This is a genomic window from Nocardia sp. CA-119907, assembly GCF_050955995.1.
Classification (GTDB): domain Bacteria; phylum Actinomycetota; class Actinomycetes; order Mycobacteriales; family Mycobacteriaceae; genus Nocardia.
In genome coordinates this window covers 6,173,177-6,191,841 of the sequence record NZ_CP192091.1, presented here as the reverse complement: position 1 = coordinate 6,191,841, position 18,665 = coordinate 6,173,177, and the positions used below count along the sequence as shown (strand labels likewise).

Annotated in this window: 19 protein-coding genes and 1 pseudogene; 6 read left to right on the top strand and 14 right to left on the bottom strand. The window is 64.0% G+C overall.

The annotated features are described in order from the left end of the window. Positions 1-392: 392 nt before the first annotated feature. The gene (locus ACQP2D_RS27340; RefSeq protein WP_433678781.1) at positions 393-920 is read left to right on the top strand and encodes a hypothetical protein; all 528 of its coding nucleotides are present in this window, start codon (positions 393-395) and stop codon (positions 918-920) included. Positions 921-1,035: 115 nt separating this feature from the next. Here ACQP2D_RS27340 and ACQP2D_RS27335 read toward each other — a convergent pair whose 3' ends face one another. The 3 genes and pseudogenes from ACQP2D_RS27335 to ACQP2D_RS27325 all read right to left on the bottom strand — a co-directional run. Continuing rightward, on the bottom strand, positions 1,036-1,335 hold the full coding sequence (locus ACQP2D_RS27335) for a hypothetical protein (RefSeq protein WP_433678780.1): 300 nt from the start codon (positions 1,333-1,335) through the stop codon (positions 1,036-1,038). Between the two features lie 77 nt (positions 1,336-1,412). Continuing rightward, a complete protein-coding gene (locus ACQP2D_RS27330) occupies positions 1,413-2,672 on the bottom strand; it encodes a hypothetical protein (RefSeq protein WP_433678779.1) in 1,260 nt (419 codons plus the stop codon). Between the two features lie 805 nt (positions 2,673-3,477). Continuing rightward, positions 3,478-3,933, bottom strand: a pseudogene (locus ACQP2D_RS27325) (single-stranded DNA-binding protein); the annotation flags it as partial. 215 nt (positions 3,934-4,148) lie between these two features. Here ACQP2D_RS27325 and ACQP2D_RS27320 point away from each other — a divergent pair. The 4 genes from ACQP2D_RS27320 (at position 4,149) to ACQP2D_RS27305 (ending at position 8,308) form a co-directional block, all read left to right on the top strand. Further along, entirely contained in the window at positions 4,149-5,189 is a 1,041-nt protein-coding gene (locus tag ACQP2D_RS27320) for a tyrosine-type recombinase/integrase (protein ID WP_433678778.1), read from the top strand. Between the two features lie 22 nt (positions 5,190-5,211). Then, the gene (locus tag ACQP2D_RS27315; RefSeq protein ID WP_433678777.1) at positions 5,212-5,511 is read left to right on the top strand and encodes a helix-turn-helix domain-containing protein; all 300 of its coding nucleotides are present in this window, start codon (positions 5,212-5,214) and stop codon (positions 5,509-5,511) included. A 560-nt stretch (positions 5,512-6,071) separates the two neighbouring features. Further along, positions 6,072-6,974 (top strand): IS5 family transposase, encoded by a 903-nt coding sequence (locus tag ACQP2D_RS27310; RefSeq protein ID WP_433678776.1) that lies wholly within the window; start codon positions 6,072-6,074, stop codon positions 6,972-6,974. Next, positions 6,956-8,308, top strand: a complete 1,353-nt coding sequence (locus ACQP2D_RS27305) for a hypothetical protein (protein WP_433678775.1) — start codon at positions 6,956-6,958, stop codon at positions 8,306-8,308. The genes ACQP2D_RS27310 and ACQP2D_RS27305 overlap by 19 nt, the downstream gene beginning before the upstream one ends. 12 nt (positions 8,309-8,320) lie before the next feature. Here ACQP2D_RS27305 and ACQP2D_RS27300 read toward each other — a convergent pair whose 3' ends face one another. Together ACQP2D_RS27300 and ACQP2D_RS27295 are read right to left on the bottom strand one after the other, a co-directional pair. After that, on the bottom strand, positions 8,321-8,812 hold the full coding sequence (locus ACQP2D_RS27300) for a single-stranded DNA-binding protein (protein WP_433685778.1): 492 nt from the start codon (positions 8,810-8,812) through the stop codon (positions 8,321-8,323). A gap of 383 nt (positions 8,813-9,195) precedes the next feature. Then, entirely contained in the window at positions 9,196-9,429 is a 234-nt protein-coding gene (locus tag ACQP2D_RS27295) for a DUF4314 domain-containing protein (RefSeq protein WP_433678774.1), read from the bottom strand. Positions 9,430-10,686: 1,257 nt separating this feature from the next. On the opposite strand from ACQP2D_RS27295, the gene ACQP2D_RS27290 reads away from it, so the two are divergent. Then, positions 10,687-11,067 carry a hypothetical protein gene (locus ACQP2D_RS27290; protein ID WP_433678773.1) on the top strand — a complete coding sequence of 127 codons (381 nt, stop codon included), beginning with the start codon at positions 10,687-10,689 and terminating at the stop codon, positions 11,065-11,067. A 144-nt stretch (positions 11,068-11,211) separates the two neighbouring features. Here ACQP2D_RS27290 and ACQP2D_RS27285 read toward each other — a convergent pair whose 3' ends face one another. From ACQP2D_RS27285 to ACQP2D_RS27245, 9 genes are all read right to left on the bottom strand, one after another. Next, positions 11,212-11,766, bottom strand: a complete 555-nt coding sequence (locus ACQP2D_RS27285) for an AAA family ATPase (RefSeq protein WP_433678772.1) — start codon at positions 11,764-11,766, stop codon at positions 11,212-11,214. A gap of 237 nt (positions 11,767-12,003) precedes the next feature. Next, positions 12,004-12,240 carry a hypothetical protein gene (locus ACQP2D_RS27280; RefSeq protein WP_433678771.1) on the bottom strand — a complete coding sequence of 79 codons (237 nt, stop codon included), beginning with the start codon at positions 12,238-12,240 and terminating at the stop codon, positions 12,004-12,006. A 458-nt stretch (positions 12,241-12,698) separates the two neighbouring features. After that, positions 12,699-12,974, bottom strand: a complete 276-nt coding sequence (locus ACQP2D_RS27275) for a hypothetical protein (RefSeq protein WP_433678770.1) — start codon at positions 12,972-12,974, stop codon at positions 12,699-12,701. 243 nt (positions 12,975-13,217) lie between these two features. Continuing rightward, positions 13,218-14,159: a bifunctional DNA primase/polymerase gene (locus ACQP2D_RS27270; RefSeq protein ID WP_433678769.1), complete on the bottom strand. Its 942-nt coding sequence runs from the start codon at positions 14,157-14,159 to the stop codon at positions 13,218-13,220. Positions 14,160-14,529: 370 nt separating this feature from the next. Then, a complete protein-coding gene (locus ACQP2D_RS27265) occupies positions 14,530-16,449 on the bottom strand; it encodes a hypothetical protein (RefSeq protein WP_433678768.1) in 1,920 nt (639 codons plus the stop codon). Between the two features lie 171 nt (positions 16,450-16,620). Continuing rightward, positions 16,621-16,791: a hypothetical protein gene (locus ACQP2D_RS27260; RefSeq protein WP_433678767.1), complete on the bottom strand. Its 171-nt coding sequence runs from the start codon at positions 16,789-16,791 to the stop codon at positions 16,621-16,623. Between the two features lie 404 nt (positions 16,792-17,195). Continuing rightward, on the bottom strand, positions 17,196-17,462 hold the full coding sequence (locus tag ACQP2D_RS27255) for a hypothetical protein (RefSeq protein WP_433678766.1): 267 nt from the start codon (positions 17,460-17,462) through the stop codon (positions 17,196-17,198). Next, complete coding sequence (locus tag ACQP2D_RS27250; RefSeq protein WP_433678765.1) at positions 17,459-17,854, bottom strand: hypothetical protein; 396 nt, start codon at positions 17,852-17,854, stop codon at positions 17,459-17,461. The genes ACQP2D_RS27255 and ACQP2D_RS27250 overlap by 4 nt, the downstream gene beginning before the upstream one ends. Positions 17,855-17,859: 5 nt before the next feature. Continuing rightward, positions 17,860-18,603 carry a hypothetical protein gene (locus ACQP2D_RS27245; RefSeq protein ID WP_433678764.1) on the bottom strand — a complete coding sequence of 248 codons (744 nt, stop codon included), beginning with the start codon at positions 18,601-18,603 and terminating at the stop codon, positions 17,860-17,862. Between the last annotated feature and the right edge of the window lie 62 nt (positions 18,604-18,665).

Sequence of the window (18,665 nt, the reverse complement as noted above, 5' to 3'; positions counted from 1 at the left end):
TTAATGCGGAAAGCATAAAAAGGCTGTTATAGAAAAGTGCTGCCTGGATGCAAGAGGTCTGACCGGCGGAATGTTGGGAAAAAGAGGGGGAAGGTGGGCAAAAGGCTAAATTGTGTGTTGTTATGCGCGTTAGGTGAGTGACGAAGGAACAAGATTGGATGGAAGGAGGTGGCGAATACCGGTCGACCCGTTCGCAGAGGCCATGATCGGGGCTGACGTGGAGCCCGCCGCGAATTTTCCGCTGGGCGGAGCGGCGTCCGCCTAGCGGCAACGGCGGTGGAGCCATGCCGGGGTGACGTTCGCGGTGAGAACCCGAAGAGAGCTGCTCGGGTCCGTACCCTTCGGGGCAGGGGACTGGCGAGGCCCGCAGATCTGGTCAGTCAGGAGCAGCGATGGATGACAAGGCGGCGCGACGTGGAGGACGTCGACGTCCTGTCGTGGTAGCGCAGGAACTTGAGAACAGACGTAATCGCCGTTTGGACCGCCGCATAGCCGCACAGGAACGACAACTACGGATTGATGCCGCCGAAAAGCTGTACTTCGACGCTGTGGAGGCTATCGAGGCAGACACGACGGAGCTGGCAACGGAGATCACAGGGTGTGAGCAGTGCATCGTGGAGGCCACAGCCCGTTGCACAAGTTTGGTCGAGCAGTATCGTCACCAGCAATCCCGCGCGGCGGCCGCGATCCGCGATGAAGGCTGCACCGTCGACGAGGTGGCCGAAATCCTGGATATCCCCAAACAACAGACGCGGCAGATGATCGCCGAGGCACGCCATTTTGACCAGACGGGTCCGGCACGGGGCGTGTCTCAATTCACCCGGCTCGAACTTCGCCAGCGGTGCGGTGACACGCGTGAGAACGCGCGACGCAGCGCCCCGACCGATGTGGACACCGACAGCCATCTATCGGCCGGGTGACCAAAGCCCTACCGGTATCGATATCCGTAGCCTCCGGATGCGGTTGTTAGTTGGTGGTACTCAATTCGAGGCTCGGCGTGGCGGCGAGAAGAGTCCAGCCGCAGCCGTCGCACCGTTAGAAGCGCTCCTCGATCGCGACGACATCATCGACTGACCGTGACCGGTTGCCCGCGGCGTAATAGGTATCGGCGTGCACCGATTCGATCTGTTCGTTGAACATCTCGAATTGTCGTTCGAGGATCAGGGCGTCGTCTGCATTGGCGGTTTGGCTCAGATCGCGATACTCATAGGCCTGGATGTAGTCGATGACCGGGTTGTGGCGGGTTTCTCCGAAGCTGCGGGCGTTGAGCAGGATTCGGATGCGCACACCGGGTTCGGGGTGTGCGGATTCGGCGAGGGCGAGGGTGCGGGGCACGGTAACTCCTGAATCGGATGAAGGAGGGGCGGGGCATCACTGGTGGACGCCCCGCCCCTGTCAGCGGTGGAAAGTGCTCAGGCGGCTACGGCCTGCCGACGGTCGGGAACCTCGACGATCCCCAGATAGACCCGGCACGTGGTGCAGTGGTCATCGTCGTAAACGGGTTTGACCTGGAAGCAGCCTGCGCAGCGGCCCTGGCGCTGACCACGTCCGAGCGCAGGGCCGCGCTGGCGGGTGCGCTTTGGCTTCGGGGCTGTGGCGTCGTCGAGATCGACAGTGCCAGTGGTGAGTTGCCCATAGTCCGGGCTCATGCAGTCACGGATGATCGGCACTGCGGGATGGTGCGGCTGCGCGCGGATCACGCGATCAAGAATGTGATCGGCACTGCGCGGATAGTGCTCGGTGAAGTATGCGCAGCGCGCGATAACCAGGTCGCGGTTGGTGAATCCCTGCGGCAGCGGCGGCATTCCGTGGCGTCCGTCGGCGCGGCAGGTCGGGCACAAGCCGTCGTCGCTGCGCCAACGCCCGTCGATGCGATGCTTCGCGGCGCGGTTCCAGGTCCCGGGCCGTTCGATGAAGCACGACACACAGGGCCAGCCCACCAGCGCCGGAGTCGAAGCATGGTCGTAGTCGAGATCGTTGCCGTTCTCCTGAAACGGGTCACGATCGTCGGCCGCGACCCAGATCTTGGTGCGCTTCTGGGCCTGCCAATGGGTCTGTTCCTCCGAGATCGGGCGGTCACCACCGACGATCGCGGTCAGGTCGAGCTGTTCACCGACACAGCCGACATAGACCTGATCCCATTTCGCGCGGGCCTCCTCGGCGTCGACGACAGCGGTGCGACGATGAGGCCGCCCTTCCTCATGCCGCTGCGGCTGGTTGTGGTAGATCCGTGCCCGAAGCGCGAGATAGTCATAAGCCGCGGCTGCTTCGTTGTCCTCGAAGAGGCGGTTGGTGAAGTAGTCAGTGACGATCGCGGGCTCACCGATCTTGCCGCGCTCGCGGCGGTGCGCTTGGGCCTTGCGGCGACGCTCGCGGTATTTCTCGGGATTGTTGCGTTCAGCTTCAACTCGGGCGGTGACCGGCACGCTGGTCCGCATGCGACTCGGTCGGTACTGCTCACGACTGGGGGCTGGCCGCCATTCGGTGGCGTCGATCCCGCGAGAGTGGATGTCGAGGTCGTTGTCGCGATCGACAGCCTCGTACAGGTGCGGGTCAGCGCTGGGCAGGCACGCGTCGAGGTATGCGCGGTCGTCTGGATGGCACAGCTTGCGGAGGTCGGCGATCTTGTCGAGCGCCTTCAGGTAGGGGTGTGCGCTCAACAGATCGACCATCTTCGCCAACACCGTGTTGAAGCGCGCGCGTTGGCGTTCGTCGGTAATGGAGGGCACGAGCCGCTGTGGGTTCCACGGCGACGGTGCGTCGACGTCTGTCGCTGTGGAGTCGGCTTCGTCGGCATCGGTTCCGGGCGCGTCGTCGATACGGACTACGGTGCGATACAGATGCGGGTCGCCGAACGGCATGAGGGCGTAGAGGTGTTCACGGAACGATGGGGAGCTTCGCTTCCAGGCGCTGCGGAGCCGGATCAGGGCGTGATCGTAGCGGTGTTCGGTGAAGACGGTGGCCATGAACTCGGCGACGGCCAGTTCTTCGGGCGTAGCGAAGCGCAGCGCGGCCACCGCGGCGCGTCGGCCCTGGACGCGATTGCGGCCGAGCTGGTAGTCGATCAATGCAACGGAATCGAGGAAGGACGTACGCAACAGAGTGTTCCTGTCTCGGTGATATGCGGAAGCACCCCACGCTCGAAGCGGCATCTTGCGAAACGAGGGGTGGGCGGCTGGTCGGGCGACCCGCCTGAGGGCGTGAAGCCAGCTCGCACGGCGACACGCGGGAGGGAACGCGCCGATCAGGGCGGAGACGAATTTCCCGCGCTCACATGCACACCGTGCGTGTAGCGGGGTCGTCGCGCCCTGGAAATTCGTGTCCGACCCGGCGCGGGCCCGGACGCGTGGCGCTGGGCGAGCTGGTAGCCCTCGGGCAGGCGGGGCGACCGACCAGACGAACACCCCGGGCCGAACCACTCACCAACCCTTGGCGACAACGCTGGAACCGCAGCCGCCAGAGGGCATTCGGGCGAGATCAGAAATTTGATTCGCCGACGAGAGCGGCCGAGGCGGTCTGGTTGGCCCACGGGTCGTCCCCGGCGGGGGTGGCCCAACCGTCTGTCGTGGCAGGTTGGTTGCCGAAGCCGCCGCTGGCGTTGTCCGCGCCGCCGAATCCACCCGATGCGCTGGAGCCGCGTCGGGTCTTGTTGATCTTCGCCGTGGCGTACCGCAACGAGGGCCCGACTTCATCGACTTCGAGTTCCACGACGGTGCGCTTCTCGCCCTCGCGGGTTTCGTAGTTGCGTTGCTTGAGACGGCCGGTCACAATCACGCGCGAGCCCCTGGTCAGGGTTGCGGCGACATTCTCCGCGGCCTCACGCCAGCTGTTGCAGCGCATGAACAACGCGTCGCCGTCTTTCCACTCGTTGGCGTTGCGGTCGAACACGCGGGGAGTGGAGGCGACGGTGAAATTCGCGACCGCTACGCCCGCTATCGCAACTGCCGTGGGTTTCTCGGCGCCTCCTGTCCACTGGTTAGCTGATGGTCCAGGCCAGCGCGGTTCGGGCTGGCGTGATCGAAGTTCGATGGTTCGTCGGAATTCCTGACGGTTCTTTGGTATTCATGTCCGATGGTCTTGGTTAGTGAACCCGCGGTGGCGGGGTGGTGAGGCTTGCCGCGGTTCGTTCGTCCGGAGCTGTGCGGCGGTTGGTTTCGCCGCAGGAACTCGATGACTTCGAGCAGGAGCTTGTGGATCAGTACGCGTTGGCGTTCGCGGCCGCCGGGGTGACGGATGACCATATTGCGCAGGAACGTTCGGTGATCTTCGCGTTCATCAGGTTCCTTGGTCGGTATGTGTGGACGGCGCAGCCTCAGGATGCGGATAGGTTCCTGGAGCAGCAGCGGCGGGACCGAGCGCGTAGCACGGTGCATGCCAAGGCCGGGACTGTGGCGCGGTTCTTCGAGTTCTTGATCAGCCGCTATCAGGGTGAGATTCACGGTCTGACCGGTTATGTGGTGGTTCAGCCTGTCGATGAGTTCAATCGCCCAGCGAAAGCGGATTACGGTGGTGTGATCCGTGTGCCGCCGACCGAGGATGAGGTGGATGCGTTGTTCGGTCGGTGGCGCGAGGCGCTGCCGGAGGCGCGCAAGTTCCTGCCCGCTGCTCGTGACTATTTGGCTGCTTCGTTGTGGCGTCGAGTTGGTCTGCGCATCAGTGAGACGGTCCACCTCGATATCCGTGACTGGCGCCAGGATTTGGGGCAGCACGGCAAGCTGCACGTGCGGTTCGGCAAGGGCAGTATGGGGCGCGGCCCGAAGGCGCGGTTGGTGCCGACGATCAATTCGGCGGGCGATCTGTTGGAGTGGTGGCTGACCGATATTCGACATCAGTTCGGGGATGACTGGATAGATCCGGATGCGCCGCTGCTGCCGAGTGAGCGTCGGGACCGGGAAAGTGGTCGTTGTCTGCGTGTTGGTGACGACGGTCTGCGGAGCGGACTGGCTGGGGCGGTGAGGCTTTGGCTGCCCGCGTGGGAGGGGCGGCTGACACCACATGTGCTGCGGCACTTCTGTGCTTCGTCGTTGTATTCGCGTGGTATGGACATGAAGGCGATTCAGGAACTCCTCGGCCATGAATGGTTGTCCACGACAACTCGATACATCCATGTCCATGACGACCACGTCGAGACCGCCTGGGCGAGCGCCAATGATCGTGTCGCTTCCCGACTGATCACCGGAACGGAGTGAGCGCATGCGCTGGAACATGCGAATGAAAGCTGCCGAGCAAGGCATCTGGAAGTCGACTGAGATGCGGCGCCGACTCGCGGACGCCGGCTTGGAGATCAGCGCTGGGAAGATGTCGGCGCTGTGGACCGGTGTTCCGACCACGATCCGACTCGACGATCTCGATGTGATCTGTCACGTGCTCGGTTGTGAGGCAAACGATCTGCTGATTCGTGAACCGGACAAGGTCGCGGCCAGGCGACCCCGCAAGGCCGCCGACAACAGCACCGGCATCGCGACGATCACGCCACGTCTGGGCCGCAACCGGACATTGCCACCTGCATGACACCTCCGAGGACCTGTGTTGGGTGCGGGCAACGACCGGTCGCCACGCCCAGAGACCAACACTGCTACCGGTGCATGCCTGGTGGGCCTTTCGTGCCGCTGCCGTGTCGCAAGTGCGGGTCGACGCGTGACTATTACTCCGCTGGACTGTGCCAGCGCTGCCATCGATGCGCCCCGCAGGTGATCGACAGCTGCCGGGACTGCCTCGGCTGGGGCGTCACCCGCCATACGGCCTGGTTGTGTGAAGCCTGCCGCGGGTTGCGTCGCCGGTTCCCGGTGGCTATGCCATGCCGTTCGTGCCAACGGGTAGTCGCGGTAAACGCAGATGGAGTCTGCCGGTTATGTTGGCGACAAGTGGCAGGGAAACGCCCGCATGGCAACGGGCCGAGCGTGCTGGACGCTAGCCCGTGTTTTGAAAGTGCGCTGAGTGCGCCGCTGTGGGGCGCACTCAGCGGGGTGGATCGGAAGATGTTGTCTGCCTTGGCGTGTCGATGACCTGACGAGGCGAGGTCTCCGGTAGATGGTTCAGCGACAAAGAAGAACCTGAATACCGGAGACCTCGTGACCAGCGTATCGGTGGCGGGGCGAGCGGACCTGACCGACGCCCAGTGGGCGCGGCTTGTACCGTTGCTGCCTCGCGGTAAGAAGGCGGGTCGCCCGCCGAAGTGGACGAAACGGCAGCTCATCGACGGGATCCGGTGGCGGACCCGGTGCGGGACACCGTGGCGGGACGTGCCCGAACGTTACGGGTGCTGGCAGACGATCTACGGGCTGTTCCGCCGTTGGCAACGCGCGGGGATATGGGCATGGATGCTGAAAATGCTGCAGGCGTTCGCCGATGCCGCCGGAAAGATCATCTGGCGGGTGAGCGTGGATTCCACCATCGCCCGGGCGCATCGCCACGCCGCTGGTGCCCGCCATGACGGCCACGCGCAGGCCGAGCCGCCCGGCGGGGTCGAGACCGAGCCCGCCGATCACGCGCTCGGGCGTTCCCGTGGCGGGTGGACCACCAAGACCCACCTGGCGTGCGAGCAGGGCCGCAAGCTGCTGTCGCTGGTGATCACCGCCGGTCAGCGCGCTGACTGCCCGCAGTTCACCGCAGTGCTCGATGCGATCTCGGTGCCTCGCCTCGGTCTTGGTCGCCCGCGGACCCGCCCAGAGCGGGTGCGTGCCGACAAGGCCTACAGTTCCCGCGCCAACCGCACGCACCTGCGCGAACGCGGGATCAAGGCCACCATTCCGGTCAAGAAGGATCAAGCGGCGCATCGGAAGAACAAAGGCTCCGCCGGTGGACGGCCACCAGCGTTCGACCGCGAGGACTACAAGCAACGCCACAGCGTGGAGTGCGGCATCGGCCAGTTGAAGGAAAACCGTGCCGTAGCAACACGATTCGACAAACTCGCCGTCCGCTACCAGGCCACTGTCCGCATCGCCGCCATCAACCAATGGCTACGACACGGCTGAGGGCGGGCACCTGCCCGCCCTCACCCACTTTCAAAACACGGGCTAATAGTCAGGGCCAGCAGCTGTTCCTGGTCGATCTGTTCCGGGAGAGACGTCGACCTGCCCGTCCGATCACCTTCGAACGACCGAGTTATCGCAGCTATCCCGTCCCCGATCAGCAACTCACCGTCGTCGATGTGCCCCGAGACCTAGCGCGCGGACGCGAGCGCGGATTCGCTGATCCGCCCGATCCCGGGCTGGCGCACCAGCTCGACGAGGTTGCGTTCGCGCATGCCCGCAGACACGGCTGGAGCAAATCCAGGTTGGGCGATGCCCGCAAGGGCATCCGGATCCTGTTGTCGTTGCAAGACACTCCCGGAGCGGTCATCACCGCCAGTGAGGTCGCGCAGCTCGATCAGATTTCGATTGCGCTGCAACCCATTCGGGATATCCTCGCGACAGCGGGAATGCTCGACGACGACCGGGAACCCAGTGTCGTCGCGTGGTTCGCCCGCCAGATCGTGAGCCTTCCCGATCAGATGCGCGACGAACTGTCGACGTGGTTCGAGGTCCTGCGTGTGGGCAGCACCACCCCGCCTAGATCTCGGCCCCGAGCAGAAGCCACCGTGCGCGGTCAGATCCGTCACGCCATGCCGACGGTGCACCGGTGGGCTGCGGCCGGACACCAATCGTTGCGCGAGATATCTCGTGACCATATCCAGCAAGCGCTGCCCGCCAGCGGTTCTCAGCGTTCACTTGTCGGCCAGTCGCTGCGTTCGCTGTTCCGCATTCTCAAAGCCCGGCGGATGGTGTTCTCCAACCCGACCACCCATTTCCGCACCGGCAGACCAGAAACCCGTGTGCCGCTACCAGTCCCAGTGCTCCGGCTGCAAGAAGCGCTGATCTCCGATAACCCGGCCCGCGCCCTCATCGCCGGACTCGTCGGCTTCCACGCACTTCGCAGTGCCCAACTTCGATCCCTGGTGCTGACCGATGTTCGCGACGGGCGTCTGCATCTGCCGGATCGGACCGTGCTGCTGGCACCACCCGTGCGCAAACGCCTCTCGGCGTGGCTCAACCATCGAGCTGAGCGATGGCCCGACACCATGAACCCACATCTTCTGATCAACATGAAGTCCGGTGTGCGAACCGGGCCGGTCAGCAATGTATGGATCAACACGACCCTCGGCATGGCATGTCAAGCCATTCGCGAGGACCGGATCCTCTATGAGGCCATCTCCATCGGTGGCGACGTGCGTCGACTGTGCGACCTTTTCGGGCTCAGCGTCAAAGGCGCCGAACGCTATACCGATACCCTCCACCACCGCGACCTCGATGAGGAGGGCATCGGTTGACCGTAACGCTGCTCAGAACGGCGGCTCGCCGGTCCCACCGAATCCGGACGCGGCTAACACCGGTTCACCGGATTGCATTGCGCCCCAAGGATCATCGCCACCAGCGTTGGCGTTCGAGCCGCTGCTGTTTGAGTTGCTTCGGTTGACCCGTGAGATCTTCGCGGTCGCATACCGCAGCGACGGTCCGACCTCATCGACTTCCAGTTCGACGACCGTTCGCTTCTCGCCTTCGCGGGTTTCATAGGAGCGCTGCTTGAGCCGCCCACTGACGATCACCCGTGCGCCTCGAGTCAGCGACTCGGCGGCATTCTCAGCTGCCTCTCGCCACACGTTGCAGCGCAAGAACAATGCGTCGGCATCCTTCCACTCGCTGGTGTTGGGATCGCGATACCGCGGTGTCGAGGCGACGGTGAAGCTGGCTACCGCGACTCCTGCGGGTGTGAATCTCAGCTCTGGCGCGGCTGTCAGATTCCCTTTGACAGTAATGACCGTGTCGCTAGCCATGATGATCCTCCAAGGATTGTAGGGGACTGCGTTCTTCCCAGTTGCATAGGGCAGTAGGGGTTTTGAGGGACACACGTAGGTTCCCGAACTCATGGGTCAGATAGCCTCGTAGAAGGCAGCACATGCTTCAGTTCCGGGCAACGGCCACTTCGGAATTCGCGAACCCACGGGAAACGGGTGTGAATCGAAGCTCGGGGTCAAAGGTCAGATTTCCGATGACGGTTATCACGGTGTCGCCAGCCATAGTGGGCTCCTTCGAGGATGAGTTGCATTGAATTCGTGCATGTTCGAGGCAGCGACCAGTGGGTCAACGACTCGATATGGAAGCTGGAAGGGACCGATGTCATCGACGGTGAGCGTCGGTACGCCACTGCCGTTGTCGATCACGATCCCTGCTCACTGGACCCGGCGGGCTCGATGTCCTCGCCGCCGGTGTCGGTAAGGATTGCGAATGGATCGTCATCGAGCAGGATCAGTCGACGCCCGTTGTCCCAGTCGACGTCGATCTGCGAGTCCCGCACTTTGGTCACGGTGCCGGTGTCACCGACCGCGAGCGGGTCCGGGTCGTTGGGCATGATGCCGGTGATCCGGACGCGGTCACCAGGTTCGAGGTTCATCGGATCTTCCTTGCGGGTTGGGAGGTGCCCTGCGCGGTAGGGCATATCGGGGCGTGGGGGCGATGCCGGTCGTGCGGCGAGAGGGTGCGTCGGGGTCGCGCATGCTGTGGTGTGGGTTGAACCGGTCAGCCGGGATGCGCTGTGGCGGTGGTGAGTTCGAGTTCGGTGGAGCTGGTCATTCATCCGGCCCGGTCATCGCGACGCTTGGGGGAATGTCGGCCAGGTGTCGTGGGTGGTCAGCGTCTGCGGTGGTTTCGAGGGCTGTGCACGTGGCTGGTCACGGCGCGGCGGCGATGCCGGTCGGGTGTCGCGGGGCGCTGGTGGGCTGTTCGTCCCAGCGTGGGTGTGGTGATCGTGGGACGTGAGCGTGGTCGGCGGCGCGGTGACCGGACCTTCGGAGGGGCGACAGCAGCAATGGTGTTTTCGCGTTTGGCGGTGTTGATGCGGCATATATGCAGCAACCGCAGCACGCAGCGGCGGCCGGTGACATCAGTGCGTACACAGGGGCTCTGGACAGGTGCGTGGCAGCGCGGGTAGGGGCAGATGATGGTCAACTCGAGCTCACGTTCGGCGAGATCGACGTCAGTCAGGTTGACACGGTCGCGCACCGGCAAGGCACGCACGGACAGGGCAGGCATTCGGAATCCTTCCAGCGATCACCGGGAACGAGGCACGCCCCGCTGTTGCAGGCGCCTAGTGCCGGTATCGGCGTCATCACACAGGGATTGCACACAGTGCGAGGTCGCGGGATGCGCTCGTTGGACACGAGCGGAGAGTGCCGGTCGTGGTCGACAGGGGCGGGATGGGAGTCGCTCGCCCAAGGTGGACGCGGTGGCGAGTGCGCACGAATTCGCACACACTCCCCGCCGGTTGCCGCAGTGCCATGCCGGGCCTGTGGACACGCGCTGTGCCCAAGACAGGAACATGTGCCGCACACACAGCGCGGAATCCACTGTAGCGGTTCGCGATAGCTGTGAGCGAGAACAGGTCTCGTGCTGCGGCGTAAGCTGATCGGCAGGGGACTGGCGTGATCATCGGATCAGTCGGTCAGGAGTACTCGTGGAGGAACCGAACACCCATCGCGCTCGATCATCGCAACAGCCGTCGACGGCGGCGGTGCGACGCGAACAGCAGAGGCTGGCGCGTCAGCAACGTCATGCCCGCGCGCGAGAACGCCTGAGCCGCATCGACGCCGCCGAGCGGACCTATATCGACGCGGCTGTCGCGATCGAGGCAGCCGACGGTGATCTCGCGGAGGTGATCGCTGCGGCCGATCGCCGCGTGCAGGCTGCCCGCACACGCGCAGAGGAGAAAATCGGCGAGCACCAGCGAAGGCAGGCACACGCCGCGGCCGCGATCCGCGCCGAGCAATGCAGCATCAGTGAAGTCGCCGAGATCTTGCAGATATCGCCGAAACAGGTCCGGGATCTGCTCCGAACCGCCGACACCGGCACCGAGTTCGCGGCTCGCGATCCCGAACAGGATCCAGTCGATAGCCGTGTCGGCGAGCAGCCGCCCAACATCGACACCGAATCGCCCGAACCCTGGCAAGGCGAGCCGACGGACGCGACGGATTCAGGCGAAACCATCCCGACCGTGACGGGTGTTGTTACACCACAACAGTGGTCGTCGGGCTGAGTTGCAACACATGACGAATGCAGGTGAGTATCGGCCGAGATAGCTTGTACCGAGGGCAACATTCGGCTCAGGTTGGTCGAGTACGGTGTCGGCAGCGACACAGATCCGCGTTGGCCGGAGTGGCACTTGCGCAGTGTCGCCGGGTTACCGCCGGTTCTTCCGTCGGCGCTTCGGGTGTTCAGGGGCGGGCACGGGGCGTTCACCAACGCTGTGATCAGCCGGTGGGCACCAGGTCTCGGGCGGATGCCGTCGGTACAGGTCGCGGATGACCGGCGCAGGAACGCCGCGTCCTCCTGTCTGCTGGCGGCCAGCGACCCTGGCAAGGCAGGTCTCGAGTGGTGCGTGCACGTCGACCAGCACACACGCGATCGCGAGGGTCGCGGCCAGTTGCTGCCATCGGTGCACATATGCGGGGGCCAGGTTGGTGGAGTCGATGACGACGTTGAACCCGGCGGCGAGGTGGTCGAGCGCCTGCCGTGTTTCCAGTTCGGTGACGGTGTTCTCGTCCTCGATATCGAGGATGCCGTCGCGATGGAAGTAGATCTCGCGGATCGTGTCCCGACAGACGACCACTGTTCTGGGGGTGGTGGCGGCGAGGTGAGCGGCCACCGTCGACTTGCCCGACCCGGGCAGCCCCCGCAAAACCATGATCGTTGTCCCCAACGGCGTGGGTCTGTAGGGATCGTCGTCGCTGTTCATCGTGATACCTCTCGGGTCGGAAGTGCGCGCAGGCGGGAGCAAACAGCACGCGTGCGGGGATCGGACACGCAGGAACAGGTGTCCGAGTCGATCGGCATGCCGATCAACGCCGAATGGGCAGCCTCGCCAGCTGGTGTGCCGATCTCGGTGGGGTTGATGGCGTCAGGGCGGCATTCGCCAGTGGCGATGCCGCGTTTGAGTTACAGATCGACGAGTTCGTCGATGGCGTCTGGGGTCTCAGCGGGCACGAGACCACCGCCAGGCCATCCACCCGATTACGGCGAACCCTGCGGCCGCGCATATTGCGGCGGCCGGGGCCAGGCCGATCCAGGAGGACAGGAATGTGATGATGCTGGCGAGGCCAGCGATACCCGAGGCGAGGCCGAAGAGCGCGACGACAATGGCGACGGCTGTGGCTACGAATCCCGTTCCAGCGGTGGTGATTCGACGTCGGATTGTTTCTGTTACCCCCACAGCATCATGTACAGAAACAGGGCGATGATGTCGGCGATGGTCATGATGGTCGGTCTCCTTCTGTAGAGGTGGTGGTGATCTGGGCGGCCTGTTCGGCGTCCGGGCGGATGATGTCGTCGCGGATGAGTGCCACTCCGATTGGTTCGGGTGGGGTCTGTCATCTGGTGGGAGTGGCGTGCCGAGACGTTGTCGCCGGGGTGATGCCGGACACGTGCGCGATATCGACGGCGTCGACGAATCCGGACATGCAGACGATCACTGGACCAAGGAACCCGGGACCGCCGATGCTTGCTGAGGGTGCAGCGGCGTACATGGCCGAGTCGACGAACGACAGACACCTAGCGGACTAGTCGGGTGCGCAATGCGGCGGCGGCGCGCTGGGGGCGGGAACCCCAGATCCGGTTCAGGACACATTCATTGAGTAGGAAAGAAGCGAGGGTGCTTGAGGGTGATGGCCGCTAGCGATGGCAGTCCGCCTGTGCGAGTTCGGTGTCGGGCGCGGTCTGCAACACAACATCGGCGACGTCCTCGTTGTCGATTGCTGTGCGGAGTGCAAGATCGGATGCGGCCTGCTCGACGGTGTCGGATCCGCAGAGTTCAGGCAACGCGCGGTACAGGGAGTCGATGATCTGGCGGAGTCCAGCGATCACCTGCGGGCGTTGGTCGGCAGTCCAGGGACGGGCGGTGATGGTGACGTGACCGTCCGGGGTGGTGACAGTGATGGGTTCGCTCAATACGGTGTCCTGGATTCGGAGGTGTGGGCCGAGTTGATGCGCGGCCGTATCGTTAGTGGGCTACTGCACGGCGGGTGATGGTGGCTGAGGCTGGGGCGTACACGACGATGTGCCGGGGCACCGTCGCGGTCGGATGATGTTTGGTTGGTTCAGTTGCTGGTCCGATTGATCCGCACGAACCGACCTATGTGATCGGCGCAGCCGACGAGTTCAGTTGTGGCCGTGTCGGTTACGGAGCAGTGATCACGGTGTGCGCAGCGTGATCTGGCGCGAGTGCGCGATGCCGTGGTTGAGGCCATCGGTGATGGTGCGATCGGCTTCGGTGTCGGTGAAGTCGTCGATGCCGATGTGGGTGCTGGCGGCGTCGTAGAGCACGGCGTAGGCGGTGCTGTAGTCGAGGATCCCGAGAGCGAGTGGTTGTCTGTTCTCGTCGAGGATGTCAGCGCCGACAATGCGTCCGAGGGAATTCGCTGCCAGTAGCAGGATGGTGTGACGTTGACCGCGTGGCGCGGCACGGACCCGATCGGCTTGGGCGCGTAGTGCGACTTGGACGTAGCGGTCCGCGCGGTCGATGTCGACCGGTCGCGATGGCCGCCGCGTAGGTAGGGGCGGTGGTGTGAGCTTGGTGATCAGCCATGCAGGCAGCGGTTGAGGTGGGCGCGGATCGATGACGGTGTAGTTGCCATGGGGCAGCACAGATCCGGCGGCGACGATATAGCCGCCGTCGCCGCGGGTGTCGATGCGCCATCCCACGGTGCCAGAGGTATTGGGTAGCCGGATCGTGGTGGGAGCACGGAAGTACAGGTGCAATCCCGCGGAAGGTGTGGCCACGGTGTAGGTGCCGCCCGGGAACGAGTGTCCGGCATCCTGGGCGATCGCGGCGAGGACTTCGCGGCCGTGGGCGAGTCCGGCCCATGGTGTGGGAGCCTGCTCGCCGTGTGATGAATCGAGGTCGATGACGTAGAGGCCGCTCGGCGCGCAGGCGATGCCGACGTTGTAAGGGCGTTCGCGCCAGATCCGGCGGACCTCGTCGGGATCGGCGGTGGCGTGGTGGAGCCAATGCTCCTCGTAGGCAGGGGTCTTCGCGAGTGTCCGCAGCGGGAACACATGGTGTCCGTGTTCGGCTGCGGTCAGGGCGGCCTGCATCAGGCGTGCGCTGCGGCGGCTGCGACGGGAGGCAACCATGTCGCCAGGGTGGCGCGAACCCGGATGTGTCCGACCGCTGTCGGATGCGGGTCCGGTACTCGCCCGGGGCCTCGAAGAGGAATGTGAAGACATCAGTGGCAGTCGAATCGAGAAGGCGATCGCCGGCGCGGTGTGCCGAACCGGCGATCGCAGACAGAGGCAGAGACTGCCGGACATGGGAAAGGAGTGCACTGACCGAAAACTTTTGTGCCACAGCGGTGATCGCTGACTGCGGTAGCCGTGTAGCTGATGTTCGGAAGAACAGCGAGACAGCGTGATTCCGCAGCCAGCGCTGTAGGTAGGAAGAACGCCCACTCGGTCACAGCCGACAGGCAGCCGTTCCGCCGCGACGGAACGGCCCTGTCGGGTTTCAGGCTGCCTTCGGCGATGCAAGCTCCTCGTCGCGCACGACAGCCTCTTGCCGGTCGGAGCCCTCGGCCCCGAGGTCCGGGCCGGTGGTCGTGACCGGATCCGATGTATCGGTGGTGGAATCGGTCTCAAGTGTGTCCTGATCCTTCGGGGCGGCGGGTTCGGTGTCGCCGTTGTAGACCTGGTCGGCGGTGAGTTCGCCGGTGAGGATGTAGTCGAAGGGCGCGCGGTTGTGTCCGTGCGTGGCGAGCAGTTCGATGTAGGGCTTCCACAGCGGTTCCCGGACGCCGCGCCAACCCTTGGCCTTGGATTCACTGACCTCGAGGTTGGGCAGGATATCGGCTTCCATCGCGGCGACGACCCGCAGAGCGGCGTAGAGCAGACCGTGGTTGTCGCGGGCCTTCACACCGCCGCCGACCGGTGCGTCGGACAGGTGCTTGCCCAGTTCGGCGGCCAGTACCGAGGTGGTGTAGCGCTCGAGCAGGGCTGACTTGCCCACCACCATCCCGATCAGTTCACCCATTCCCGCCGGTATGGTCTTCTTTCCAGTGAACCAGTTTTCGCGGACGAACTTGCGCCGCCGGTTGGCCGCGGCAACGGATTTGGTGTTCAGCGCCCGGACCCGGTTGACGTCAGCCGCGCGTTGCCGGTCTCGCTCGGCTTCGCGTTGCTGGCGTTCATGGCGCTCCTCGATGGTTTCCGTCGGCTGGTCCGCGGCGGTGCCGCTGACGTCGTCGCGGGCATCGCTGTCGGTGGACTCGGGGAAGCTGGCCTCGTCGACGGTGAGTGCGGCAGCGTCGGGGTCGAGGCAGAAATAGCTGGGGTAGAAGCTATCTTCCTCACGCACGTGCCGGGCGTGGACTTGGCCGTTGCTGGCTTCGGCGTCGGGATTGGCGCGGGTGAAGTCATCGATCCGATCGGGGGCGATGAGCTCACCGGTGTCGATGTGCACGATCCGCTGGGTGAGAACGACGGCGAAGGCATCCGGCTGCGCGGCGGCGTCGACTTCACCGGCCCGGTCACCGCTGGCTGTGAGCAGCAGCTCGAGGGGCCAGCAGTCGAGTCCCTCCGGTATTTCGTCGACGACGTGGAAGCCGCGGTCGGCGTAGTCGGTCACCGCCGCTTCGTAAGCGGCGGCCACCTGGATCCTGGTGGCTTCGGCCTCCGCGCGGGCGGCCTCCTCGGCGGCGCGGGCCTCGTCCTCGGCGACCATTTCAGCGAAGACGTAATCGAAGTTTCCATCGAGTTCGGCCTGGACGAGCCGGTGGCGTCTGGGGTCGTTGGCGTAGCGATCGGCGTCGGCGGCGTGGAAGATGTCGAACTGGTGGTCCATGACCGCAGCGGTCGCGGTCGCCGATTTCGCGACCTTGCGATATGCCCTGATTTCGCGGGTGGTCAGTCCGAGGTTCTCGCGCACTTCCTTGTCGGTGGCCTTGACCTCGAACAGTGCCGCGGTCGCGGCGAGTCGGTCGGCGTCGTCCTGGGTGACACGGTACTTGCCGGTGGAGAATTGCATTCGCACACGCGCGATCACGCGCTGCTTCTCGTCGGCCTCTGTGTCCTCGGGCAAGGCGATGATCCACGCCTTGCGGACCTTCTGACCAGACTCGCGTGCCTTGACTGCGGCGCGCTGCAACGCGCGTGTGCGGTGCCAGCCGTCTTCGACGACGAGGCGCCCGTCGATGACACTGACAATGATGGGGATGTCATTGCCGTTCTTGGCCAGATCGGCGTCGAAATCGGGATCGTCGGGCTTTTCGGGTCGGTTAGGGCCGCGCACGAGTTTCATGGGTTCGGCGAAGTAGGTCGGATAGGCCAGCTCGAGCCCCTCGAGGACCTCCAGCGCGCTGGGCGGGTTGCCATCACCGGGAGTATCGGGGATTCGATCCTTGAGGGCGGGTTCGAGTTCCATGGTGGTCATACAGTGTTTCCTTCCTGACGTAGACAGGTGGCCATGTGGCCGCAAATGGACTGAGCTGAACTGCGAGGCTCGAAGGATTCGTGGTGGGAGTCTCAGGGATTGGCCCTGATCACTGGATCCACCGGCCGGCGTGTGGAAGACGTGTTCAGGGCGTTGCCGTTCTCTCCGTGTTCAGAAGGGGCGCACGACGGCGGTGAACTCGGTTGATTTGTCCGCGTTGATCTGGCTGGCGATCTGGTCGGCTCTGGCCTTGGACAGGATCGCGGCATGTACCTTGCGATTCACCGTCTTGCCGTCCGGGGTGAGACGTCCCAATAGTTTGCCGTTCTCGCGGACAATCACGGTGTAATGATTGTGCCCTGGGGTGTTATCTCCACATTTCCAACCACATATTTTTTCCATTGGCTTTCTCCAAGTAACACGTGTGCATATTTCGCGGCGGATTCGCATCCCAGCACGATTTCAGGGAAGTCCTACCCGCCGAACGATGAAGAGGCTGCAGTCGATGCGACGAAATGCAGGTCGTGTTGGATCAGAGCGGTGCCAGGTAAAACAGGCCACGACATCGTCGAACGGGCGGTCCCACTTCGTCGACACAACTGCGCCACTGCTCAGCACACTGGATACCGCTCTACACGAGCCTCGACCAATTCGATCCCAGGCCGCGTATCTGTCGCATCGACAGAGATCTTCGGCCGGCCGTTTTATTCGTTGTGCAGCCGACATGCTGACGGGCTCTGAATTGCTCAGTGGCCGAGGAGTTCTGGCCACTCCTCGCGATATTCTGCGACTAGGGTAGCGGTGTCGGTGTCGTGGTGCATGTCCACCAATACCGCCCGCATCCCGGCGCGATCCAAATTCGACACGCGCTGCGCCAGCTCCGCCAGGATCGCCTCGCGTGCGAGATCGTGCACGGCAGCATCGGGCAGCTCGGCGTTGTAGGGCACGCTCACCTTCGCGTGCCAGAACCCGAAACCGTCCGCCCACGTCGAAACCTGCATCGTTTCGCTCATCGTTTGGCCGCCTCGGGGAACAGCAGCTCAATGGTGTACTCACCAGATGGACTGAGCGCGAACACATCCCGGCCACCTTCGGTGATCGTGAGCGTGTGGCCGGTCGCTCGCATGTCCGCGATGCAGGCCTTCGCCTCTGGTACTCCGACGAGTTCGCGGCATATCTCGATGCCGCAGTTCGTCGTAGCCCTCTGCACCTTGAGCAGACAAACCGTGCCGAGCGCGCGAAGTCGAGTCTGGACATACCACCGCGCACCGCGGATCTTGTGCACGACGTGCGCTTCCCGAGCTTCCTCGTCGCACTCCTCGAAGTCGCGTTCCTCGCCGATGATCGCGTAGTCCAGCACCGCCAGCATGTCCAGCAGCCCGGTACGTTCCTGCTCGATATCCACCACGCTCACGCTGCCCGCGCGAGACGGGACCGGCGAAGGTCGAACACGTAGTCGATGCTGCCGTTCGAGATGGTCACCCTCGTGTCGAGGCGCACCATGATCCACTCGGCGATCTCGACCGCACCGAAGTCGACCGACGAGACATCCTCAAGTCTCGGATATCCGCCATCACCGGCCTTTTCGACGATGCCGCCGAACACCAGCTGCTCGATGATCTTCTGGGCGTACTCGCTCAGCTCGTCGACACCGATCGCCTCACGGATCGCGTTCTTGGTTTCGTGGCACCCGTACTCGCGCCACTGCTTCACGATCACGTCCTGACAGGAGCGTGAATATAAATCACTGTCCAGGATCGTCCCGTTGGAAAGCGTGGCCAGGACGTCCAGCATGTCCGTCGGCGCGGGACCGTCCAGGTCGATGACGATATGACCCCTCGGGCCGAAGGACCGTGCCAGACCGGGCCAGCTCCACATCAGATAGCGATGGTTGCCGATCTCGATCGGGTCGTTGAACCCCAATACGTCGGACGAGCACGTGTTCTCGAACATCAGAAACTCCCCGCCGACGCGGCTCCCATGCTGTGTCTCGTCTGCGTCGACGATCTTGCGCTCCGGTGCCGAGTCGATGACCTGGACCACGCTGGCCAAACGTTTGGCCCAGTCGTCGCCGAACTCGCAGACGAGCACATAACGCACCGAACGAATTGGCTCGGTGTTCTCGTCCACAATTTCGGACAGCAAACTCGCCATAGTAAATCCTCCAAGCAGAAAGTCCCGTCAATTCGACAGGCCTGAACTGAACAGATTCCGCC